Source organism: Nonomuraea sp. NPDC050663 (assembly GCF_044456985.1).
In the GTDB taxonomy this organism is placed as follows: domain Bacteria; phylum Actinomycetota; class Actinomycetes; order Streptosporangiales; family Streptosporangiaceae; genus Nonomuraea.
The window spans coordinates 320,004-342,167 of record NZ_JBITGL010000009.1; the positions used below are offsets into that span (position 1 = coordinate 320,004).

Annotated in this window: 18 protein-coding genes; 4 read left to right on the forward strand and 14 right to left on the reverse strand. The window is 71.5% G+C overall.

Going from position 1 to position 22,164, the window contains the following annotated elements; all coding sequences use genetic code 11:
• Positions 1-5: 5 nt before the first annotated feature.
• Together ACIBH1_RS28650 and ACIBH1_RS28655 are read right to left on the reverse strand one after the other, a co-directional pair.
• On the reverse strand, positions 6-1,154 hold the full coding sequence (locus ACIBH1_RS28650; RefSeq protein WP_397317043.1) for a DUF6745 domain-containing protein: 1,149 nt from the start codon (positions 1,152-1,154) through the stop codon (positions 6-8).
• A gap of 143 nt (positions 1,155-1,297) precedes the next feature.
• Entirely contained in the window at positions 1,298-1,609 is a 312-nt protein-coding gene (locus tag ACIBH1_RS28655; protein ID WP_397317044.1) for a hypothetical protein, read from the reverse strand.
• Positions 1,610-1,739: 130 nt separating this feature from the next.
• On the opposite strand from ACIBH1_RS28655, the gene ACIBH1_RS28660 reads away from it, so the two are divergent.
• Together ACIBH1_RS28660 and ACIBH1_RS28665 are read left to right on the forward strand one after the other, a co-directional pair.
• Positions 1,740-3,557, forward strand: coding sequence for an ABC transporter ATP-binding protein (locus ACIBH1_RS28660; protein WP_397317045.1), 1,818 nt, complete (start codon positions 1,740-1,742; stop codon positions 3,555-3,557).
• Complete coding sequence (locus ACIBH1_RS28665) at positions 3,554-5,335, forward strand: ABC transporter ATP-binding protein (RefSeq protein WP_397317046.1); 1,782 nt, start codon at positions 3,554-3,556, stop codon at positions 5,333-5,335. Before ACIBH1_RS28660 ends, ACIBH1_RS28665 begins: the two co-directional genes overlap by 4 nt.
• A gap of 1 nt (position 5,336) precedes the next feature.
• Here the strand turns inward: ACIBH1_RS28665 and ACIBH1_RS28670 are convergent, their stop codons facing one another.
• The 7 genes from ACIBH1_RS28670 to ACIBH1_RS28700 form a co-directional block, all read right to left on the reverse strand.
• Positions 5,337-5,930 (reverse strand): TetR/AcrR family transcriptional regulator, encoded by a 594-nt coding sequence (locus ACIBH1_RS28670; RefSeq protein ID WP_397317047.1) that lies wholly within the window; start codon positions 5,928-5,930, stop codon positions 5,337-5,339.
• Between the two features lie 9 nt (positions 5,931-5,939).
• The gene (locus ACIBH1_RS28675) at positions 5,940-6,578 is read right to left on the reverse strand and encodes a heme oxygenase (biliverdin-producing) (protein WP_397317048.1); all 639 of its coding nucleotides are present in this window, start codon (positions 6,576-6,578) and stop codon (positions 5,940-5,942) included.
• A 40-nt stretch (positions 6,579-6,618) separates the two neighbouring features.
• On the reverse strand, positions 6,619-7,671 hold the full coding sequence (locus ACIBH1_RS28680; protein WP_397317049.1) for an acyltransferase: 1,053 nt from the start codon (positions 7,669-7,671) through the stop codon (positions 6,619-6,621).
• The gene (locus tag ACIBH1_RS28685) at positions 7,668-8,381 is read right to left on the reverse strand and encodes an alpha/beta hydrolase (protein ID WP_397317050.1); all 714 of its coding nucleotides are present in this window, start codon (positions 8,379-8,381) and stop codon (positions 7,668-7,670) included. Before ACIBH1_RS28685 ends, ACIBH1_RS28680 begins: the two co-directional genes overlap by 4 nt.
• A 73-nt stretch (positions 8,382-8,454) precedes the next feature.
• Positions 8,455-9,798 (reverse strand): phenylacetate--CoA ligase family protein, encoded by a 1,344-nt coding sequence (locus ACIBH1_RS28690; protein ID WP_397317051.1) that lies wholly within the window; start codon positions 9,796-9,798, stop codon positions 8,455-8,457.
• A gap of 36 nt (positions 9,799-9,834) precedes the next feature.
• Positions 9,835-10,494, reverse strand: coding sequence for a response regulator (locus ACIBH1_RS28695; protein WP_397317052.1), 660 nt, complete (start codon positions 10,492-10,494; stop codon positions 9,835-9,837).
• Positions 10,491-11,771, reverse strand: coding sequence for a sensor histidine kinase (locus ACIBH1_RS28700; protein ID WP_397317053.1), 1,281 nt, complete (start codon positions 11,769-11,771; stop codon positions 10,491-10,493). The genes ACIBH1_RS28695 and ACIBH1_RS28700 overlap by 4 nt, the downstream gene beginning before the upstream one ends.
• 152 nt (positions 11,772-11,923) lie before the next feature.
• Between ACIBH1_RS28700 and lon the strand changes: the two genes are divergently transcribed.
• Positions 11,924-14,275, forward strand: a complete 2,352-nt coding sequence (gene lon / locus ACIBH1_RS28705) for an endopeptidase La (protein ID WP_397317054.1) — start codon at positions 11,924-11,926, stop codon at positions 14,273-14,275.
• A gap of 79 nt (positions 14,276-14,354) precedes the next feature.
• Here the strand turns inward: lon and ACIBH1_RS28710 are convergent, their stop codons facing one another.
• Entirely contained in the window at positions 14,355-15,107 is a 753-nt protein-coding gene (locus tag ACIBH1_RS28710; protein WP_397317055.1) for a hypothetical protein, read from the reverse strand.
• Positions 15,108-15,585: 478 nt separating this feature from the next.
• Here ACIBH1_RS28710 and recQ point away from each other — a divergent pair, with 478 nt between their 5' ends.
• Positions 15,586-17,400: a DNA helicase RecQ gene (recQ, locus tag ACIBH1_RS28715; protein WP_397317056.1), complete on the forward strand. Its 1,815-nt coding sequence runs from the start codon at positions 15,586-15,588 to the stop codon at positions 17,398-17,400.
• A gap of 186 nt (positions 17,401-17,586) precedes the next feature.
• Here recQ and ACIBH1_RS28720 read toward each other — a convergent pair whose 3' ends face one another.
• Genes ACIBH1_RS28720 through ACIBH1_RS28735 form a run of 4 tightly spaced genes read right to left on the reverse strand, consistent with a single transcriptional unit; the run spans position 17,587 to position 22,154 of the window.
• Positions 17,587-18,579 carry an ABC transporter ATP-binding protein gene (locus tag ACIBH1_RS28720; protein ID WP_397317057.1) on the reverse strand — a complete coding sequence of 331 codons (993 nt, stop codon included), beginning with the start codon at positions 18,577-18,579 and terminating at the stop codon, positions 17,587-17,589.
• Positions 18,576-19,682: an ABC transporter ATP-binding protein gene (locus ACIBH1_RS28725; protein WP_397317058.1), complete on the reverse strand. Its 1,107-nt coding sequence runs from the start codon at positions 19,680-19,682 to the stop codon at positions 18,576-18,578. Before ACIBH1_RS28725 ends, ACIBH1_RS28720 begins: the two co-directional genes overlap by 4 nt.
• Positions 19,682-20,632: an ABC transporter permease gene (locus ACIBH1_RS28730; protein ID WP_397317059.1), complete on the reverse strand. Its 951-nt coding sequence runs from the start codon at positions 20,630-20,632 to the stop codon at positions 19,682-19,684. Before ACIBH1_RS28730 ends, ACIBH1_RS28725 begins: the two co-directional genes overlap by 1 nt.
• 13 nt (positions 20,633-20,645) lie before the next feature.
• Positions 20,646-22,154: an ABC transporter permease gene (locus tag ACIBH1_RS28735; protein ID WP_397317060.1), complete on the reverse strand. Its 1,509-nt coding sequence runs from the start codon at positions 22,152-22,154 to the stop codon at positions 20,646-20,648.
• Between the last annotated feature and the right edge of the window lie 10 nt (positions 22,155-22,164).

The window sequence follows — 22,164 nt, forward strand, 5'->3', positions numbered from 1 at the left end:
GGCGCCTACGTCTGCTGTTGCGGTGCGTAGTCGTCGGAGCTGAGGCCGAACGTCCAGGCCACACCCTCGCGGGCGGTGCGCACCCACGGGGGCACCCGCAGGAAGTACGTGCGGGTGCTGCCGTCGGGCTCCGGTGTGGAGTTGAGCACCTCGACCATCACCAGCGGCTCGTCGTCGGCGAACTCCGCGTGCCACAACACCCCCGTGGCGTCGGAGTGCATCCTCTTCGCCCCGGCCTCGGCGATGTAGCGGTCGAAGCCGAAGCTCTCCAGCATCACGCGGCGCAGCTCCGCGTTGCCTTCCTGGCTGATGCGGTCGGCCGACAGGTCGGCCATGCTCCGGCCGAACTCCTGGGGGACGGGCATGCCGTGCCAGGCGTGGAGGGCGAAGCCGTCGGGGTAGGCCAGCGCGGGGCCGGTGGCGTGGTGGAGGCGGCCGAGGTCGTCACGGTGGAGTTCAGTAGGGCGTTCGCACATGAGGACCACGTGCTCGAACGGCCACCACCAGCCCGCCGCCTTGGACGCGAGCATCAGGCCGCGGAGCGGGGCGGGGTCGAGCAGGGGCGGCGCCAGGACGTCTTCCTGGGAGGGCGTGGCGAGGGCGTCGAAGAGGGCCAACCATGCGGCGTCGTGCTGGCCGTGCACGGCGTCGAGTGTCGCGCGGCGGAGCAGGGGCTCGATGTCGTCGCCGGGCAGGATGCGGCCGACGGCTCGGCGGATGTCGTCGGTGAGGCGGTTGACGGTGGGCCAGAGCACGCCGCCGGTGAGGGACCAGGCTGCGGCCCAGCCCGCGGGACCGAGGAGGGCGGCGGCTTCGGCGCGCGCCCGCTGCCAGGGACGGGTGCGCACGACATCGAGGACACAGCGGCCGGGCGTAATGCCGGTCAGGCCGGTGGGCAGGCCGGCGGCGGCGGCAAGACGGTGGGCGGCGGTGTCGCCGCCGAGGGCCATTGCGGCGAGCGTCGCCTGGGCGGGGGAGTCGAACCACAGGAAGTGCTCCGGCTCGGCCAGGCCCGCGCTGCGGTAGGCGGCGCGCACGCCCGCCTCGGCCGCCCGGCGGTCGGCCGGGCCCGTGGTGTATGCGATCCGCTCCCAACGCTCGGCGGCCTCGGTCAGGAGCGCGGCCAACTCGGGGGAGAGTGCGGGGGAGGTCATGAGCGTCCTTGGGGGATGGTGGACCCGCCGACATCGGCCGCGGCGGGGTGGTGGACTTGCCGTCGTCGGCCGCAGCGGGGTGGACCCGCGGCCATCGGCCATGGCAGGGGGAGTGGGTGGAACGGGGCGCGCCGCTCGGTGGGTCAGTCGGCGACGAACCGCTGGTAGTCGCCCGGCACGTATTCGCGCTGCCGTAAGACGCGGAACCACCCGCTGGGCAGCGAGATCGGGTCGTGCTCCTCGTGCACGAGCCGTCCGCCCGCCGGCAGGTGCAGGAACTCCCCTCGCCTGCCCGTCAGCAGCGTGCCGGGTCCGGGGATGGCGTGGGCGTGGCCGGTGGCCTCGCCGAGGGCCAGGACGAGGCGGCCGCGGGCGTCGCGGGATGCCACCGGCAGCTGGCGGGGCACCTCTTCCTCGGCGACCGGCACGATGAGGATGTCTCCCTGACGGTACAAGGCCGTGCTCCTTTCGATCGTCTGATCGAGAAGCTACAGATCGGCACCGACAAAAGCGGGGTCGCTCTGCGACGGGTTGATGGGCTACATTGATCTACCAAGCCTATTGAAACGTTTTAATAGGAGCTAAGTGGACATTCCAGACCCAAGGCGCGGCTTGGGCGCCCTGCACCCCTCAGAACTCCGCACCCAGCTCTCCGAACGACTCCGTCTCCTCCGCCTCCTCCCCCTGGCCGGGCGCGGCTACGTGGCCGCGCAGTTCGGCGCGGTGAGCCTGTGGGTCGTGGGCACCCCGGCGATCGCCCTGATGACCGGCGAGCTGGTCACGCGCGTCACCGAAGGCCGCGACGCCGTCCCCGCCCTGCTCGGGCTCCTGGGCGCGCTCCTGCTCAGCCGCCTGTCGCTGCCGCTGGTCCAGCTCGTGATGACCGGCGCGACCCGGCGCATCGACGGCGCCCTGCGCGCCAGGCTGCGCGCGATCGCCCTGGCCCCGCGGACCATCGCGCACCTGGAGGAGTCCCGCTTCCAGGACGACGCGCTGCGCGCGAGCGAAATCGCCGAGGGGTGGATGGTGCGCTCATCGGGCGCCGCCGCCTTCTCCAACGTGTTCCTGGCCGGACGCGTGCTGGCCGCCGCGCTCTCGGCGCTGGTGCTGGCCGCCTGGTACCCGTGGCTGGCCCTGTTCCTGCTGGCGGCCTCGCTGTTCAGCCGGGCCGTCCAGCGCCGCCAGTGGAGCTACTTCGTCAGCTACGGCGACACCCTGGCGCCCGGCCAGCGGCGGCTCGACTACCTCGACGAGGTGGCGGCCGGACTGGAGGCGGCCAAGGAGATCCGGCTGTTCGGCCTGGCCGACTGGATCGTGATGCGCCGAGCCTCCGCGCACTGGGACCTGCGCTCGCCGATGTGGGCGCTGCGCCGCAGCATCCTGCGCCGCCAGGGGCTGACCGCGGTGATCGCGGTGGCCAGCGCCGCCACGGCCTTCCTGGTGCCGGGGCTGGCCGCCGCCGCCGGGTCGATCACCCCAGCGGTCCTGGCCACCTGCCTGGTCGCCGCGTTCGGCATCTTCGAGATCACCCCGGTCGGCACAGAAACGTTCGACATCGAGTACGGCAAGGGCGCGGTCCAGGCCGTGGACCGGCTCTCGGAGGCGTACGGCTCGCGCCCCGAGCCGGTCGCGCCCGCGATCACGACCGCGGCGGTGCGCTTCGACGGTGTGGGCTTCCGCTATCCCGGCGGCGAGCGCCCGGTCCTGCGTGACCTGGAGCTGACCGTGAACCCCGGCGAGGTCCTGGCGGTCGTCGGCGTCAACGGCGCGGGCAAGACCACCCTGACCAAGCTCCTGGCCGGGCTCTACGAACCGACGGATGGCCGGGTCCTGGTCGACGGCCGCGACCTGAAGGACTGCGACGTCGACGCCTGGCGGCGCCGCCTCAGCGTGGTCTACCAGGACTTCCTGCGCTACCCGGCCACCGCCCGCGACAACGTCGTCCTCGGCGCGCCCGAGCTGGCCGCCGACGAGGCGTCCGTCCTGGAGGCGGTACGGCAGGCGGGCGTCAGGACGGGCCTCGACGACCAGCTGTGGCGCACCGGCACCGGCGGGCGTGACCTGTCGGGCGGCCAGTGGCAGCGCCTGGCCATCGCCCGCACCCTGTACGCCACGGCGCACGGCCGCGATCTGATCATCCTCGACGAGCCCACGGCCAACCTCGACGTCAGCGCCGAGATCGAGTTCTTCGAGAAGGTCGTCAGGGGCGCCAGGGCGCGCGGCATCGCGGTCGTCCTGATCTCCCACCGCCTGTCCACGATCAGGGGCGCCGACCGCATCGTCGTCCTGGACGGCGGCCGGATCACCGAGTCCGGCTCCCATGACGAGCTCCTCCGGCGGGAGGGCACCTATGCCGGGCTGTGGCGGCTGCAGGCGGCACGATTCGCGGAGGCGACCACGTGAAGGACCTGCTCATGGTCTACCGGCACACCTTCGCCCTGGCGTGGCGTGTCGCCCCGGTGATCACCGTGATCAACCTGGTGATGATCGTGCTGATCTCCGGCTCCGCCGCGCTGCTGGCCAGCAGCCAGCGCCTTGCCATCGACGCGGCGGGCGAGGGTTCGCCCGCCGGGATCTGGCTGGCCGCGGCGCTGGGCGTGCTCGCCTACGCGGGCACCTTCACCTTGATGCGCATCCAGGGTGAGATCCGCCAGGACCTGCGGGTGCGCGTGGCGCGCGAGCTCGACCACGAGGTGCTCGCGCTGGCGGCCGGGATCCCCACGCTGGAGCACCTGGAGCGTCCCGACTTCCTGGACCGGGTGACCAACCTGCGCCGCGGCACCTGGGCGCTGGCCTCGGCGGTGTGGTTCGCCGCGGGCATGACGGGGGCGGCGATCGCCCTCGTGGGGAGCCTGTGGCTGCTGGCCGGGGTTCATCCGGCCATGCCGGTGCTGGCCTGCTTCGCCGTACCCCTCTTCCTGCTGGCCCGCAAGGGCAACCAGACCCAGCGGCTGCTGCGCGACGAGACGGCGGAGCCGGAGCGGCACGAGCGCCAGCTGCACGAGATGTGCCTGCGCCCCGAGCCCGCCAAGGAGCTGCGGATCGCCGGCAGCGGCCCCGAGCTCTCACGCAGGGCCGGAGCGTTGTGGGAGGAGACGTCGCGGGCGTGGGTCAGGGGCCGGGCCCGCGTGGTGGCACGCGAGGCGATCGGCTGGACGATCCTGCTGGCCGGACTGGGTGGCGCGCTGGCCCTGGCGCTGTCCATGTACGCCCAGGGCAGCGCGGGACTCGGCGACCTGGTGCTGATCATCTCCCTGTCGGCGGCGCTCAGCCAGCAGATCCAGAACATCATGCAGGGCTACACCATGGTCGCCGACGCCGGGCACGTCACCGGCCACTACCGGTGGCTCAAGGAGTACGGCGCGGCGTTCACGACGGGTGGCCAGGCCCCTCCCGACCGGCTGGCCGAGGGCATCAGCCTGCGCGACGTCTCCTTCACCTACCCGGGCACGGACACGCCGGTCCTGTCGGGCATCGACCTGGACCTGCCCGCCGGCAGCACGGTCGCCCTGGTCGGCATCAACGGCGCGGGCAAGACCACCATGATCAAGCTGCTCACCGGCATGTACCGCCCCGACGGCGGCGTCATCTCCGCCGACGGCACGCCGCTGGCCGGGCTCGACGCCCGCCGGTGGGCCGACCGCTGCGCCGGCGTCTTCCAGGACTTCGCCCGCCTGCAGCTGCTGGTCAGGGAGAACGTCGGCGCCGGCGACCTGCCGCGCATCGACGACCACGAGGCGGTGGCCGCCGCCGTCGAGCGCGCGGGCGCCCAGCCGCTGGTGGACCGGCTGCCCGGAGGGCTCGACACCCAGCTCGGCACCCTCTTCCAGGGCGCCGACCTGTCGTTCGGCCAGTGGCAGAAGCTCGCCCTGGCGCGCGGCATGATGCGGAGGAAACCCTTGCTGCTGATCCTCGACGAGCCGACCTCGGCGCTGGACCCGCAGGCCGAGCACGAGCTGTTCGAGATTTTCACGGCGCAGGCCAGGCAGGCGGCCAGGGAGCAGGGCGCGGTCACCGTGATCGTCTCCCACCGCTTCTCGACCGTGACGATGGCCGACCGCATCGTGGTCATCGAGGAGGGCAGGATCGCCGAGCAGGGCGCCCACGCCGACCTGCTGGCCTCGGGTGGGACCTACGCGCGTCTCTACACCGCGCAGGCGCAGGCCTACGCCGGGGCGTGAGTCAGCGGGCCAGGGCCCGCAGGATGAAGCCGGAGACCATGCCGGAGGCGTCGTCGAGGGAGATGGTGCCGCTGATCAGCGGCACCCGCTCGGCGCCGATGACGGCGAGGATCATGCGCGCGGTCGCCCCGACGTCGGGGGCGTGGAACTCGCCCGACTCGACCCCGGCCTCGATGATCTCGACCAGGACCCGCTGCATCGGCGCGACGTGGTCGGCGAGCTGCTGGTAGGCGTCGGGCCCGAGGGTGGCCGACAGGTCGGCGGCGCCGGGGTGCGGGTGGGCCAGCAGCCCGGCCAGCTGCAGCCGGATGAACGCCTGGAGCCGCTCGCCGGGAGCGGCGTCGTCGGGCAGCTCGCGGGTGAAGCTCTCGAGGAAGTACTGCGTCACCCGCTCGGTGAAGGCCAGCAGCAGCGCGGCCTTGTCGGGGTAGTAGTTGTAGAGCACCGTGCGGGTGATGCCAGCCTCGGAGGCCACGTCGGTCATGGAGATGGCGTCGATGCCCTGGACCCGCGACAGCCGCGAGACCGCCTGCAGAATGCGGTCGCGCGTCTGGGCGCGGTGCTCGCCGATCGTGGCGGCGGAGATCCTGGGCATCTGACCAGTCTAGGCCGCGGCCCTGACCACGTGCAGCAGCTCCCCGAGCACCTCGGAGTTGAGCTGGTAGGCCAGCTTGGTCTCCTTGATGATGCGCTTGGCCTCCGCCTCGTCGGGATCGAGGGCGTCGAGCCTGGCGCGATACTCGTTCTTGAAGCGCGGCAGGCTGCCGACCTCGTCGAAGAAGTAGAAGTCGACGCCGCCGCCCTTGCCGTAGCCGTAGATCTTCTGCAGCTCCATCCGGATGAACTGGCCGCCGGACAGGTCGCCCATGTAGCGCGTGTAGTGGTGGGCGACGTAGCCGCCCGGCCAGTCGGAGACCTGCTCGATGCGGGCCATGAGGGTGCGGGTCGACTTGGAGGGGGCGATCCGCGACTCCCAGTCGGGCCCGTAGACGGTGACCAGGTCGCGCACGAGCGCCTCCTCCCGGTAGAGCTCGGGGAAGACGAAGCGGCCGGCGACGGGGTGGTCGGCCAGGCGGCGGGAGGCGGCGTCGAGCGCCAGGTAGCAGAAGTAGTGCTGGGCGACCATCTCGCCGTACTCACGCTCGCTGAGCTTGCCGCCCATCAGCAGGTCGAGGTAGCCCTCGCCCTCCGCCGACGAGTGATCGCTCCAGGTGGCGTTCTTGAGGTCCTCGGCGAACGGCATGGCGTGACTCCAACGTGCGAGACAGTTATATGACGAAGTGTCACAAAGAACGCCGCCCGAAGTCAAACCGTTGACGACACCATGTCATCAAAACCGCCGCCGACGCCAGAGCCACGACCAGGAGCAGCCGGGATCCGAGCCACGACCACGTCGACGGCGTGCCGTACAGGCCGAACAGCACCACCACCGCGACCAGCACCGTCATGTGCCACACGAACACCCGCATGGCGTGCAGGTTGGCCAGCGCCACGACGGCCCACAGGCGCGGGCGCCGCATCAGCCGCCCGAGCGCGGGGCGCACGAGCACCGCGAGGCCCGCCTGCGCCAGCCCGAACGTGACCGCGGCCAGCGTGGGCGGCGACAGGTTCGACACCCGCGCGCCGGTCACCCCGACCATGCTCGCCGGATAGCCGAACCAGCCGACCAGCGCCACGGTGGCCAGCGCGCCGCCCGCCGCGATCCACCCGGCCGCGCGCCTGCTCAGCCCGTCGCGGGCCCAGACCAGACCCAGCAGGTACGGCACCAGCCAGGCCGCCCCCACGTTCACCCACCCGAGCCACGGCGCGACCATGAAGCGCCCCACGTCGACCACGGCGACGAGCGCCACGACGAGCCAGACCGCGTGCCGTACGCGGACCAGCTTGACCAGCCAGGGCGTCAGCGCGGTCAGCGCCGCGAACACCGCCAGGAACCACAGCGGCCCCAGCGCGGGCAGCGCGAAGGCCCGCAACGTGCGGTAGGGCACCCACGGCGCGGCGATCGCCAGCGCGGCCGCCCACACCGCCAGCAGCGGCAGAACGGGCGTCAGCAGCCTGCGCATCCGCGCGCCCACCCAGGCCGCGTCGTGCGCTCCGCGGGCGGCCACGTAGCCGCCGACCAGGAAGAAGACGGCCAGCATCTGGAAGAGCCAGGTCAGCGGCACCAGCTCGGGCATGAACACGAGCGGGCTGGAGATCCGGAGGGTGGGCGACCAGGCGCTGCCCATCCAATGGCCGGCGACCACGCCGAAGATCGCCAGCGCGCGCATCGCGTCGAGTGCCCGGTCGCGCGTCGGCGGGGTGCGCAGCGCGATCGTCTCGGCCAGCCCGCTCACGAGCGCGCCGCCTTCTCGAGCGTGACCTCGCCGGTCCGTCCGAGGGCGAGCAGCGCCAGGTTGCGCAGGGAGAGCGTGCCGGGCCTGAAGTAGTCGCTGTGGCCGCCCGGCCCCGCGTCGAACAGGCGGGCGCCGCCGCCCGGCGCCATCGGGTCGGCCCCGAAGCCGAGCACCCCGATCTTGATGTGCGGCACGAACCGGATCCAGTCGGCCTCGCCGCGCCCCGCCCACAGGTCGGGCACCCGCACGTCGCCCAGGCCGGGGCTGCCGAAGGCGACCACCCGGGCGCCGGGCACGCGCGCCCCCGCGCACACCGCTGAGCCGTAGCTGTGGCACAGCAGCGTCACCGGCACGCGCGGTAACCGCTCGACGGTCGTGCGCAGCGCCGCGTACCCCTTGCGCGCGGCGGCGTCGGTGAGCGCCCGCACGCTCACCGTCGCGGGACTGTCGTAACCGAGCCAGGCCACCACCGCCAGCCGGTGGCCGGGCTGGAGCCGGTCCGCCTCGGCCAGCAGCGCCCGCGCCGCCCCGCCGGGACGGCGGAAGGAGGACTCGAACGTGGCCGCGGTGGTGTCGGCGCCGGGCACGATGACCGCGACCCGGTCGGCGGTCGCCAGGTCGCCGTAGACCCTGACCAGCCGGTCGCCGGAACCGGGCGGCGTGGCGAGCGCCTGGGCGAGCAGGACGGTGACGCACAGCAGACGGAGCATGCGGCGACGCTACGAACCGCCGTGTGTAGCGGGCATCGCGCCAGGGAGCGATCTTCCGCGTCCCTCCGCAGAGCTACCGGGTGTAGCGGTGCTTGGCCCCCGGCGGGAAGTACTCCGGGTCTCCCGCGGGGCGCAGCACGATGTCGGGCGGCCGGCGGTGCTCCGGAACGTAGGCGGCGTACTCGCTGTTGAGCCGCAGCAGCTGCCGCAGGATCGACGCTCCGACGGCCTCGCGGATCCCCGGCTCGGGGTCCAGGCCCGGCCGCAGCTCGACCGTGACGGTCAGGCGGCGGTCGAGGCCCGCGTCCTCCACCGCCTCCAGCACGAACTTGCCCGTCACCGACGCGCTGACCTCGGGCTGCTCCAGGCCGACGGCGATGTTCTCCGGGTAGACGTTGGCGCCGTAGAAGGAGACGGTGAAGTGCGAGCGGCCGAAGACGTACACGAAGGGCATGGTCGTGCCGCCGCGTGAGGGCTCGAAGCCGTGCCCGCGCACGAACGACAGCAGCCGCTCGTGCGTCAGCAGGCCGCCCTCGTCGGCGATGTGGTAGCGCACCAGCGGGATGCCGTTGTCGCCCGAGAACAGCAGGGTGCCCTCGTGCTCCTCGAAGTAGCGCACGTCCGGGTCGTACTGCACGAGGGTCGGCAGCCGGGAGGAGCCGAACAGCTCGCGCGCCAGATCGGGGCGGGAGGCCAGGAAACGGCGGATCTCGACCGACAGCGGCGTCTCGTTGCCGAGCACGCCCGCGTCGGCGGTGCCGTACAGGGAGGCGATGCCCGACACCGGGTCGGCGATGCCGGCGCGGCCGGCGACCAGGGTGCGCCACTCCTCGCTGAAGACCTCGCCCGCGGTCACCAGCTTCAGGTCCCACCGCTCCCAGCCTGCGCCGCTGTCGATCACGTCCTTGAGGAAGGGCGGATACCCGAGCAGCACCACCTGGTCGAAGTGCGGCCCGAGCTCGGGAACGACGCGCAGGATCTCGCGCTTGTCGCTGCCCGGCGCCACGCAGGTGACGGGATAGCCGCGCTCGGCCAGGTGGCGCAGGCACGCCAGGGTGAACAGCCCGCCCACCCACGTGCCCAGCGCGAAGCAGACGACCGCGAGCGTACGGCGGGAGCGGGCCTCGAAGGCGTCGAACACCTCGGCGAAGCGCGCCGCTATGACCTGTTCGTCGCGGGCCGAGCGGGGCCAGAACGACGGCACGCCGGTGGAGCCGGACGAGACCGCGATCATGTCGCCGATCACGCCGCCGCGGCACAGGTCGGGCAGCGGATGGCGGCGCGTGTAGTTGTCCTTGGTCGTCATCGGCAGCCGGGAGAAGTCGTCCTCGTCGGCGCTGATTCCGTGCTCGGCGAGGAAGGCGCGGTAGGCGGGGACGGAGGCGGCGACGTCGCGGAAGAGCTCGACCGGATCCACGGCACAGACTCTAGCCCGACGCCCTGCCCCTTCCATTCAGTCGCCGGGGCGGATCAGGCCCGTCTCGTAGGCGTGGACGATCGCCTGGGCGCGGTCGCGCAGGCCCAGCTTGGCCAGGATACGGCCGACGTGCGTCTTGACCGTCTGCTCCGACAACACGAGCCTGCCCGCGATCTCCTGGTTCGACAGACCCCTGGCGATGAGCGCGAGCACCTCGGTCTCACGCTCGGTCAGCTCCGACAGCCGGCGCATCGCAGGGGCCCGGGGCGCGCCGAGGCGGGCGAACTCCTGGATCAGCCGCTTGGTCACCGCCGGGGCCAGCAGGGCCTCCCCGGCGGCGACCACGCGCACCGCGTCGGCGAGCTGGACGGCGGAGGCGTCCTTCAGCAGGAAGCCGCTGGCGCCGGCGCGCAAGGCCTCGTAGACGTAGTCGTCGAGGTCGAAGGTCGTCAGGATGAGGATCTTGGACGAGATCGCCGGATCCTCGGTGATGCGGCGCGTCGCCTGGAGCCCGTCCATCTCCGGCATGCGCACGTCCATCAGGACCACGTCGGGCTGCAGTTCGGCCGCCCGCCGTACCGCCTCGCGCCCGTCGGCGGCCTCGCCGACGACCTCGATGTCCGGCTGGGTCGACAGGAACACCGTGAAGCCGGTGCGGACCATGCCCTGGTCGTCGGCGATCAGCACCCGGATCACGCCGCCTCCAGGCGCAGCGTCGCCAGCACGCCGAAGCCGCCGTCGTCCAGCGGGCCCGCCTCGACGGTCCCGCCGTGCAGGGCCGCGCGCTCGCGCATGCCCGCCAGCCCGTGACCGCCGCCCCCTCCCGGCGCGGGCGCCGCGTCCCCGGGTGACGGCCTGTTGACGACGCGGACTCGCAACTCTCCGGGGCTCCTGACCAGCTCGAGCGCCACCGGCGCGCCCGGCGCGTGCCGCATCACGTTGCTGAGCGACTCCTGCACGATGCGATACGCCGACAACGCCACCGCCACCGGCACCCCTTCCATCGACCCCGATCGTTTCACCACCACGGCCAGCCCCGCCGCCCGGGCGTTGGCGACCAGCTCGTCGACCCGGTCGAGGCCCGGTTGCGGGGTGGTCTCCAGCCGCCCCTCCTCGTCGCGCAGCACCCCGAGGATCTGCCGCAGCTCCGCGATCGCCTCCAGCGACAGCGCCCGGATCCCGGCCAGGCCCTCCTCGAGCTGCCTGGCGTCGCCCTTGGCCTTGAGCGGCACCGCCTCCGCCTGGATCGCGATCACCGACATGTGGTGGGCGACGACGTCGTGCAGCTCGCGCGCGATGCGGGCCCGTTCGGCCAGGACGGCCTGCGCCCCCTCGGCGACCTGGGTGCGCAGCTCCTCCTGGACGAGCCTGTCCGTCGCCCGGCGCCTGGAGCGCACGTTGTAGCCGAACAGGGCCGCCACCGAGAGCGCGCCGATCACCGCGTACAACGAGTCGGGGTGGGCGATCCAGGCCATCAGCACCGAGATCACCCAGGCGGCGGCGGTGGCGCTCGCGTCGCCGCGCGCCGCCATGGAGTACATCACCATCAGGTAGGCGACCATCAGCTGGCCCGAGTACGGGACCGCCCCGCCGCTGGCGAACTCCCGCATGACGTAGAGCGTCACCGGCATCAGCACGATCGAGAGGCGCCAGGCGGCCAGCGGGTAGCGGTCGCGGATGGCCACCGGCAGGCCGCAGCAGATCGCGGCCAGGTGCAGGAAGACCTCCGGCTGCTCGTACGGCCCGCCGGCGACGCTCGCGGCGAGCCTGTTGGAGGTCAGCAGGTCGCTGAACATCGTGCCGTACAGCACACAGCCCAGGATGAACTCCGCGAGCTGCCGCAGATCGACGTGCTGGAAGGGCCCGATCGGGCGGCGCAGCGGGAACCGCAGGAAGCGCGAGCGCGGGGGCGGGGGGTCCGCCTCGCCGGTGAACAGGGCGAGCTGGAACGGCCGCACAAGGGCGGAAAGCACCTGAAGAGCCTACGAAACGCACCACGTGGTCCGCGTCCCTCTCAGGTAGTGCTTACATCATTACGATCGCCCACAGCGAACACGCTCAAGCCTGGGAACATTGAAGGGCTCCAATGAATTGAGTCCATATAACTCAACCCTTTGGAGTTCAGATGAGTGAGAGCTTGATCCTGCCGGTGCTGCCGCTCGACGACGAGGTCGTCCTGCCGGGCATGGTGGTTCCGCTGGACCTTTCCGACTCCGAGGTGCGGGCGGCCATCGATGCCGCTCAGGCATCCGGTGGCAACAAGCCACGAGTCCTTCTCGTTCCCAGGATCGACGGGAAGTACGGCGCGGTCGGCGTCCAGGCGGTCGTGGAGCAGGTCGGGCGCCTGCCCGGGGGCGAGCCCGCCGCTGTCGTGCGCGGCGTCAACCGTGCCCGCGTCGGCCAGGGCACCACGGGCCCCGGCGCCGCCCTGTGGGTCGAGGCGATCGAGCTTGACCACCACGAGCCGGTCGACCCCGAGGTCGTCAAGGAGTACAAGGCGCTGACCACCACGATCCTGCAGAAGCGCGGGGCATGGCAGGTCGTCGACCAGGTCAACCAGATCGACGACGCCTCCGTGCTGGCCGACACCGCCGGCTACGCGCCGTGGCTGTCGACCGAGCGCAAGGTCGAGCTGCTGGAGACCGCCGAGCCCGGCGAGCGGCTGGTCAAGCTGGTCGAGTGGGCACGCGAACACCTGGCCGAGCTCGACGTGGCCGAGACGATCCGCAAGGACGTCCAGGAGGGCATGGAGAAGCAGCAGCGCGAGTTCCTGCTGCGCCAGCAGCTGGCCGCGGTCCGCAAGGAACTGGCCGAGCTCAACGGCGACACCTCCTCCGAGGAGGAGGACTACCGGGCCCGCGTGGAGGCCGCCGACCTGCCCGACGCCGTCCGCGAGGCCGCGCTGAAGGAGGTCGACAAGCTCGAGCGCACCTCCGACCAGTCGCCCGAGACCGGGTGGATCCGCACCTGGCTCGACACCGTGCTCGACATCCCCTGGAACGAGCGCTCCGAGGACACCTACGACATCGAGGGCGCGCGCGCCGTCCTCGACGCCGACCACACCGGCCTCGACGACGTCAAGGACCGCATCATCGAGCACCTGGCCGTGCGCAAGCGCCGCCAGGACAAGGGCCTGGGCGTGGTGGGCGGCCGCCGCAGCGGCGCCGTCCTCGCGCTGGCCGGACCTCCCGGAGTCGGCAAGACCTCGCTCGGCGAGTCGGTCGCCCGCGCCATGGGACGCAAGTTCGTCCGCGTCGCCCTCGGCGGCGTGCGCGACGAGGCCGAGATCCGCGGCCACCGCCGCACCTACGTCGGCGCGCAGTCCGGCCGCATCGTGCGCGCGATCCGCGAGGCCGGCTCGATGAACCCGGTCGTGCTGCTCGACGAGATCGACAAGGTCGGCGCCGACTACCGGGGCGACCCCACCGCCGCCCTGCTCGAGGTGCTCGACCCGGCGCAGAACCACACCTTCCGCGACCACTACCTCGAGGTCGAGCTCGACCTGTCCGACGTGCTGTTCCTGGCCACCGCCAACGTGCTGGAGGCCATCCCCGGACCGCTGCTCGACCGGATGGAGATCGTCACGCTCGACGGCTACACCGAGGACGAGAAGGTCTCCATCGCCCGCGACCACCTGCTGCCCAAGCAGCTCAAGCAGGCCGGGTTCGAGGCGCCCGAGGTCGTGTTCGAGGACGACGCGCTGCGCCGCCTGGCCGCCGAGTACACCCGCGAGGCGGGCGTGCGCTCCCTGGAGCGGGCCGTCGGCAGGGTGATACGCAAGGTCGCGGCCGCCGGGACGGTGCCGGTCACCGTCACCGCCGAATCGCTGACCGACTACCTCGGACGGCCGCGCTTCGTGCCCGAGTCGTCCCTGCCGGAGTCCAAGCAGCGCACCTCGGTGCCCGGCGTGGCCACCGGCCTGGCCGTCACCGGGGCGGGCGGCGACGTCCTCTACGTCGAGGCGTCACTGGCCGACCCCGAGACCGGCGACACAGGGCTGACCCTGACCGGCCAGCTGGGCGACGTGATGAAGGAGTCGGCGCGCATCGCGCTGTCCTACCTGCGCTCCCACGGCGCCGAGCTCGAACTGCCCGTCAGCTCGCTGAAGGACCGCGCGGTCCACGTGCACTTCCCGGCCGGAGCCGTGCCCAAGGACGGCCCCTCGGCGGGTGTCACGCTGACCACCGCGCTCGCCTCCCTGCTGTCGGGCCGCCAGGTCCGCGCCGACGTGGCGATGACCGGTGAGATCTCCCTCACCGGGCGGGTGCTGCCGATCGGCGGGGTCAAGCAGAAGCTGCTGGCCGCCCACCGCGCGGGCATCACCACCGTCCTCATCCCGGCGCGCAACGAGCCGGACCTGGACGACCTGCCCAAGGAGGTGCTGGAGGAGCTGACCGTGCACGCCGTCAGCGACGTGCGCGAGGTGCTCGACATCGCGCTCAGCCCGGCCAGGGTCGCGTCCAGCGTGGCGGCCTGACCCCGTTGGCTCCCGCCTCGCCGTACCTCGTCTCCCGGGTACGGCGGGGCGGTCCCATGTCCGGCCTGCGCCCTGGACCTCACCAGAACAGGAACACGTTCTTGAAGTCGGCCTGTAGGTGCTGCTGGAACTTGGCCGCCTTCGCCTTGTTCGCGCTGTCGGCGGTGACCGCCGTCGCGATGACGAAACGGCCCGTCGAGCCCCACTGCACCTTGCCGTAGGCCCAGTTGCGGTGCAGCTTGTCCATGCGCCACTTCACGGCGCCGCTGGCGTCCCTGGAGATCAGCTTCTCCGCCGACTTGGCCTGCGCCTCGCTCGGGAAGGCCAGCACGACGAGCGCCGCCCTGATCCCGCCGCTGTAGGCCGAGTAGGTCACCTCCACGCCGTGGTCGCAGCTGTGCTTGGACAGCGGCCGGCCCTTGCCGTCGAGCGCGTCGCAGGTGTCGTGCTCCCACTCGCCGACCGAGCTGGCCTGGAAGGAGGTGGAGCCGAGGCGGAACTTCCAGTCGCCGCCGAACTCCTTGACGGTCAGGCGCTTGCCGGAGCCCTGCTGCTCGGTGGTGTCCTCGGGCTCCGGGCTCGGGCTCTCGCTCTCCTGCGGGCTCGCGCTCTCTTCGGGGCTCGCGCTCTCCTCAGGGGAGGCGGTTTCCTGGGGCGCCGTGGTGGGATCCGGCGTCGGGAAGGTGACGGTGATCGGGTCGGCGTCGCTCCTGAGAGCCACGACGAAGGCGGTCACCGCGCCGCCGACCAGCAGGAGGGCGACGAAACCGATCACCAGGCCGACCACGAGGCCGTTGCCGGAGCGCTGGGGCGGGGGAGGGGTGTACTGCACCGGAGGCAGGCCGTAGTTCGGACCCGCGGACCCGTAACCGGCGGGCGCCCCTGGCGGCGGACCCTGCGGCGGACCCTGCGGCCGGCCCTGCGGCGGACCGTACGGCTGGCCTGGCGGGCCTTGAGGCGGGCCTTGTGGCGGGCCCTGAGGCGGACCTTGAGGCGGACCTTGCGGTGGGCCCTGAGGTGCGCCGTATGGCTGGCCCTGCGGCGGACCGGGCTGCTGAGGGCCGGGCTGCTGCGGACCATATCCAGGCCCGAAACCGGAACCCTGACCGCTGCCAGGTGGCGGTGGTGGAGGCTGAGGGGGTGGGTGGGACATATACCCATTGTGGAGGATTCGTCCCTCCCGCCTCTCCTGTACCAGGAATCGACACGAAGCGTGACGGGCCGCCACAGCCGAGGCGCACGCGCCGCCACTTGTCCACAGCCTCAAGCGAACCCCCGACCACGCCCCCGGATCCCCCTACGATGGCCCGGTGACCACCACCCCCAACGAGGTTCTGCGCCGCATCTTCGGCTACGACACCTTCCGCGGCGAGCAGCAGGAGATCATCGACCATGTCGTCTCGGGCGGCGACGCCCTGGTCCTGATGCCCACCGGCGGCGGCAAGTCGTTGTGCTACCAGATCCCCGCCCTGGTGCGCCAAGGCACCGGGGTGGTGATCTCCCCGCTGATCGCCCTCATGCAAGACCAGGTCGACGCCCTCACCGCCCTCGGCGTGCGCGCGGGCTTCCTCAACTCCACCCAGGAACACCCCGAGCGCGAGGCCGTCGAGAAGGCCTACCTCTCCGGTGACCTCGACCTGCTCTACCTCGCGCCCGAACGCCTCCGCTCCGAGCAGACCCTGCGCCTGCTCGCCCGCGGCCAAATCGCGCTGTTCGCCATCGACGAGGCCCACTGCGTCGCCCAGTGGGGTCACGACTTCAGACCCGACTACCTCCAGCTCTCGACGCTGCACGAGCGCTGGCCCGACGTCCCGCGCATCGCGCTGACCGCCACCGCCACCCCCGCGACCCACACCGAGATCACCAAACGCCTCGGCCTCGAAGGCGCCCGCCACTTCGTCGCGTCCTTCGACCGCCCCAACATCCACTACGCACTCGAACCCAAGAACGACCCCAAACGGCAGCTCCTGCGCCTGCTCACCGGCGAGCACGAGGGCGACGCCGGCATCGTCTACTGCCTGTCCCGCGCCTCGGTCGAGAAGATCGCCGCGTTCCTGCAGGACAACGGCATCACCGCCCTGCCGTACCACGCGGGCCTCGACGCCCGCACCCGCGCCGCCCACCAGGCCCGCTTCCTGCGCGAGGACGGCCTCGTCATGGTCGCCACGATCGCCTTCGGCATGGGCATCGACAAACCCGACGTACGCTTCGTCGCCCACCTCGACCTGCCCAAGTCCGTCGAGGGCTACTACCAGGAGACCGGGCGCGCCGGGCGCGACGGTCTGCCCGCCACCGCGTGGCTCGCGTACGGCCTGCAGGACGTGATCCAGCAACGCCGCCTGATCGACACCTCAGACGGCGACGACTCCCACCGCCGCCGCCTCAGCGCCCACCTCGACGCGATGTTCGCCCTGTGCGAGAGCGTCGAATGCCGCCGAGTGCGGCTCCTCGACTACTTCGGCCAGGAAAGCGCCCCCTGCGGCAACTGCGACACCTGCCAGACCCCGCCCGCGACCTGGGACGGCACCATCGCCGCCCAGAAGCTCATGTCGACCGTCCTGCGCCTCAAGCGCGAACGCGGGCAGAGCTTCGGCGCCGGCCACCTCATCGACATCCTCCTCGGCCGCCAGACCGAGAAGGTCCAGCAGTTCGACCACACGTCGCTCACCGTCTTCGGCATCGGCACCGACCTGTCCGAACCCCAGTGGCGGGCGGTGATCCGCCAGCTCCTCGCCCGAGACCTCCTGGCCGTGACGGGCGACTACGGCGTCGTCGCCCTCACCCCGGCCAGCACCGCGGTCCTCCGCGGCGAACACCAGGTCATGCTCCGCCACGACCCCACGACGAAGGCGTCCAAGGCCCCCAAGAAAGCCAAGGCCGACGCCGCCCCCATGCCCGAGGACGCCGCCCCGGTCTTCGAGCTCCTGCGTGCGTGGCGCGCCGCCACGGCCAAGGAACAGGGCGTGCCCGCGTACGTCATCTTCCACGACGCCACGTTGCGCGACATCGCCACGCGCCGCCCCACGTCACTGGCCGAACTGTCGACGATCAGCGGCGTGGGGGCCAACAAGCTGTCGAAGTACGGCGAGCAGATTCTGGAGGCGCTGAACGAGAGCGACCTCTGACGAGCGTCGGCGAGGGTGACGTCGAGAGCGGCGTCGACGACCGCGACGGCAACGACGACCGTGACCGTGACCGCGACGGCAACGACGGCGGCGAGGGCGACGAGCTCCCCGGCGAGCGAGAGCGTTGCCAGGGCGGTCCCGGCAACGCTCTCGTCGGTGGTCGTGGCACGAAGGCGGAGCTTGCCCTCAGCCCGTTCTGACCTCGGGCATGGTTTCGGCGAAGTGGCAGGCCACCGGGTGGCCGTTGCCGCGGTCGATGAGGGCGGGCTCCTCCGCCGCGCAGATGTCCTGCGCCTTCCAGCAGCGCGTCCTGAACCGGCAACCGCTGGGCGGGTCCACGGGGCTGGGCACGTCGCCGATGAGGATCACCCGCTGCCGTTCCCGCTCGATGCGGGGGTCGGCGACGGGGGCGGCCGACAGCAGGGCCTGCGAGTACGGGTGGGCGGGCTTGCCGTACAGCGCGTCTCGGGGTCCGGTCTCGACGACCTTGCCCAGGTACATCACCATGACCCGGTCGGAGATGTGGCGCACCACCGACAGGTCGTGGGCGATGAACAGGTAGGCGAGGCCGAGCCGTTCCTGGAGGTCCTCCAGGAGGTTGACGACGCCGGCCTGGACGGAGACGTCGAGCGCGGAGACCGGTTCGTCCAGGATGAGGAGCTTGGGTTCCAGGGCCAGGGCGCGGGCGATGCCGACACGCTGGCGCTGGCCGCCGGAGAACTCGTGCGGGTAGCGGTTGCCGTGCTCGGGGTTGAGCCCGACCAGTTCCAGCAGTTCCGCGACGCGTCCGGGCCCGCCCGAGCCCCACATGCCGTGCACCTTGAGCGGCTCGGCGATGATGTCGTTGACCGGCAGCTTGGGGTTGAGCGAGGCGTAGGGGTCCTGGAAGACGATCTGCATGTTGCGCCGGACGGCCTGCATCTGCTTGTACGGCAGGCCGACGAGTTCCTGGCCGTCGAAGCGGACCGAGCCGGAGGTGGGGGTGTGCAGCTGGAGGATGGCCCGCCCGGTCGTGGACTTGCCGCAGCCGGACTCGCCCACGATGCCGAGGGTCTCGCCGGGCGCGACGTGCAGCGAGACCCCGCTGACCGCCTGGATGTGGCCGACCACCCGGCGCAGGAAGCCTGCTCCGCGCACCGGGAAGGTCATCACCAGGTCGTCGACTTCGAGCAGGCTCATCCTTGGATCTCGCTTTCGGCGCGGAAGAACACCGTCGGGTCGTCGGCCGCTTTCATCTTCGGCCAGTGGTGGCAGGCGGCCCGGTGGTCGAGCGCGTCGGTGAGTGTCAGGTCCGGCTCGCGGGTGACGCACTCCTCGTCGGCCAGCGGGCAGCGCGGGGAGAACGGGCAGCCGGAGGGCAGGTTGATGAGGGAGGGAGGGGCTCCCTTGATCGGCCGCAGCCGGTGGCCGGTGGTGTCGGTCGACGGCATGGAGCCGAGCAGCCCGGCGGTGTACGGCATGCGCGGCGAGTAGAAGATGGCGTCGGTGTCGGCCACCTCCACGGGTTTGCCCGCGTACATGACCAGCACCTTGTGGGCCATTCCGGCGATGACGCCGAGGTCGTGGGTGATGAGCACGATGGCGGCGTTGACGGCGTCCTTGACCTCGATGAGCTTCTCCAGGATCTGGGCCTGGACGGTCACGTCGAGCGCGGTGGTCGGCTCGTCGGCGATGATGACGTCGGGGTTGTTGATGACCGCCATGGCGATCATCGCGCGCTGCCGCATGCCGCCGGAGAACTCGTGCGGGTAGGCCCGCAGCCGGGCCTCCGCCTGCGGGATGCCGACCAGGTCGAGCATTTCGCGGGCCCGGCCGAGTGCCTGCTTGCGCGGCATCAGCTCGTGCGCCAGGACGGCCTCGGCGAGCTGGTCGCCGATGGTGAAGACCGGGTTGAGCGCGGTCATCGGGTCCTGGAAGACCATGGCGATCTTCTTGCCGCGCAGGTCGCGGCGGCGGCGCGCGGGCAGGGCGAGCACGTCCTCGCCCCTGAAGAAGATCCTTCCGGAGATCCGCGCGGTGCGGGGCAGCAGCCCCATCACCGCCATGGAGGAGACGGACTTGCCGGAGCCCGACTCGCCGACGATGCCGAGCACCTCTCGCTGGTGCAGCACGTAGCTGACCCCGCGTACGGCGTGCACGACGCCGTCGTCGGTGGGGAACTCGACGGTCAGGTCCTCGACGCGGAGGATCTCCTCGTCCGAGGGGGGCCGCACGTCGTCGAGTGTGAGCCCGACGTGCACGTCGAGGCGGTTGTCGCCGTGGCTGTCGAGGATCTCGCCCATCAGGCACGCACCCGGTTCTGGCGGGGGTCGAACGCGTCGCGCAGCCCGTCGCCGATGAAGTTGATGGACAGGGCCACGGTGATGATCAGGATGCCCGGCCACCAGAACAGCCACGGGCGGGTCAGCATCGCTCCCTGGTAGAAGCTGATCAGCTGGCCCAGCGAGATGTCGGGCGGCTGCACGCCGAAGCCGAGGAAGGAGATCGCCGACTCCACCAGGATCGCCGAGGCGATGGTCAGCGTGGTGCTGACGATGATGATGCCCAGGGTGTTGGGCAGGATGTGTTTGAAGATGATGCGGCGGGGCCGGGTGCCGATGGCTCGGGACGCTTCGATGAACTCGCGCTCGCGCAGCGAGAGCACCTCGCCGCGGACCAGGCGCGCCAGCTGCGGCCAGATGACCAGGCCGAGGGCCAGGCCCAGGACCAGGATGCCGGATCCGCCCGCCATGCGGCCGACGATGGCGGCGATCAGCAGCACCGGGATGGTGATCATCACGTCGGTCAGCCGCATGAGCGCCGTCTCGGTGTGCTTGCGGAAGTAGCCGGCGGTGGCTCCCACGAAGGTGCCGACGGAGGTCGCCACCAGGCCGACCAGCAGCGCCACGAGCAGCGACTGCTGGGTGCCGCGCATCACCAGGGCGAAGTAGTCCTTGCCCACGTTGTCCTGGCCGAAGGGGTGCTCGCCGATGCTGAACGGCCAGAGCGTCAGCGTGGGCGCGCCGCCGTCGATCACGCGTCCCGTGGTCGTCCAGCCGTGCTTCCACCAGCCGCCGAACGGGCCGAACCCGACGGAGGTGAAGGCCAGCACGACGACGGCGAGCAGCACCACCATCCCGGTCATGGCCGCCTTGTGCTGGAAGAACCGGCGGCGGACCAGTTGTCCCTGCGTTCTGGCGACGATGGTCATGCCCTGAGCGTCGCCGCTCGTCGCCGGTGCCGAGAGTGTCATTCCCCGATCTCCTTCACGACAGCCGGATGCGCGGGTCGAGGTAGGCGTAGATGATGTCGGCGATCATGTTGAACACCACGATCGCGCCGCCCGTCACGACGAAGAAGGCCATCACCGGGGCGGGGTCGACCATTTCGAGCCCGTCCCTGAACATCTGGCCCATGCCCTTCCAGCCGAACACGGACTCCGTCACGACCGCGCCTCCGATCACCCCGGCGAAGTCGAACGCCATGAGGGTGGTGATCGGGATCATGCCGTTGCGGAAGGCGTGCTTGACGATGACCGTGCGCTCGGGCAGGCCCTTGGCGCGTGCCGTACGGACATAGTCCTGGTTCATCACCTCGAGCATCGAGGCCCGGCTGTAGCGGCTGTAGGTGGCCATGGAGATGAGGATCAGCGCCATGGTCGGCAGCATGATGTGCGTGGCCGAGTCCAGCGTGAGCTGCCAGAAGTCGCCGCGGAAGTTGGGGGTGTTGGAGCCGATCGTGGCGATCGGCCTGCCCCGCATGCGCTGGCTGTAGGCCTGGAAGGCGCTGAGCAGCGCGTCCAGGAAGATCAGCCCGGCGGTGACGACGCCGGTGAGGACCGCGGTGGTGATCGCCTGCCGTCTGAGCAGTCCGCCCAGGCCGTACCCGAGGGCGACGCAGACGCCGACGGTCAGCGCCAGGAGGCCCAGCAGTTGCGGCCAGGTGGGGTCGGTCAGCACGCCGCCCAGGACGGTGTGCAGCGCCGTGCCGAGGCCGGCCGCGGCCAGCGCCGCGTAGAGCGGACCGCGGTACTGCAGGCCCGCGAAGAGCGCGCAGATGCCGACGGCGGAGGCGACGGCGATCAGGCCGATGACCGCGGTGCCCAGCCCGGGGTCGGCGAACCAGCGGGTGGAGGAGAGGAAGGAGAGGAAGGTGGCCGTGACCAGTGCTCCGAGCGTGAAGCTGATCAGCCGCGTCTGCGTGGAGCCGGCCGTCAGCGCGCCCCACAGCAGTCCTGCGGCGATCGCGACGACCACGATGACCGTGGTGTCGATGACCGGATCGCGCAGCCAGGTGTTGAAGCCGATGGCGACGTACTGCTTGAGCATGACCGCGAGCCAGAAGAGCGGCAGGGAGAAGGCGACGAACGCGGCGAAGGTCACCGAGTAGTCGAATCCGCTGTACTGCCGCAGCGCCGACAGGATGCCGACCGTGATGCCGATGAGCATGGCCAGGACCGTGGCGGCCACGACGAGCTGGAGGGTGGCGGCCAGGGCGTTGCCCAGGATGACGCCGACGTCCTGGCCGTCCCGGTTGACGCCGAGGTCGCCGGTGATCAGCGCGCCGAGCCACTGGAAGTAGCGGACGGGGATGGGAACGTCCAGATTCATCCGCTCGGAGCGGACCCGCATCTGGTCTTCCCGGTTAGGACCGGTCTGCTGGCGCAGGTCTGCCAGCGGATCGCCGGACAGCGCGGTCATGACGTACATGATGATGGTGGCCGCGAGAAGGACGAAGACTGAGATCATCAGCCGTCGCGTGATGAAGGCGATCACCGTTCACCCC

Bases quoted from the DNA above. Each gene is read 5' to 3' on its own strand.
- ACIBH1_RS28650 (WP_397317043.1), bottom strand. From the start codon at position 1,154: ATGACCTCCCCCGCACTCTCCCCCGAGTTGGCCGCGCTCCTGACCGAG.
- ACIBH1_RS28670 (WP_397317047.1), bottom strand. From the start codon at position 5,930: ATGCCCAGGATCTCCGCCGCCACGATCGGCGAGCACCGCGCCCAGACG.
- ACIBH1_RS28675 (WP_397317048.1), bottom strand. From the start codon at position 6,578: ATGCCGTTCGCCGAGGACCTCAAGAACGCCACCTGGAGCGATCACTCG.
- ACIBH1_RS28685 (WP_397317050.1), bottom strand. From the start codon at position 8,381: ATGCTCCGTCTGCTGTGCGTCACCGTCCTGCTCGCCCAGGCGCTCGCC.
- lon (WP_397317054.1), top strand. From the start codon at position 11,924: ATGAGTGAGAGCTTGATCCTGCCGGTGCTGCCGCTCGACGACGAGGTC.
- ACIBH1_RS28720 (WP_397317057.1), bottom strand. From the start codon at position 18,579: ATGAGCCTGCTCGAAGTCGACGACCTGGTGATGACCTTCCCGGTGCGC.
- ACIBH1_RS28725 (WP_397317058.1), bottom strand. From the start codon at position 19,682: ATGGGCGAGATCCTCGACAGCCACGGCGACAACCGCCTCGACGTGCAC.
- ACIBH1_RS28730 (WP_397317059.1), bottom strand. From the start codon at position 20,632: ATGACACTCTCGGCACCGGCGACGAGCGGCGACGCTCAGGGCATGACC.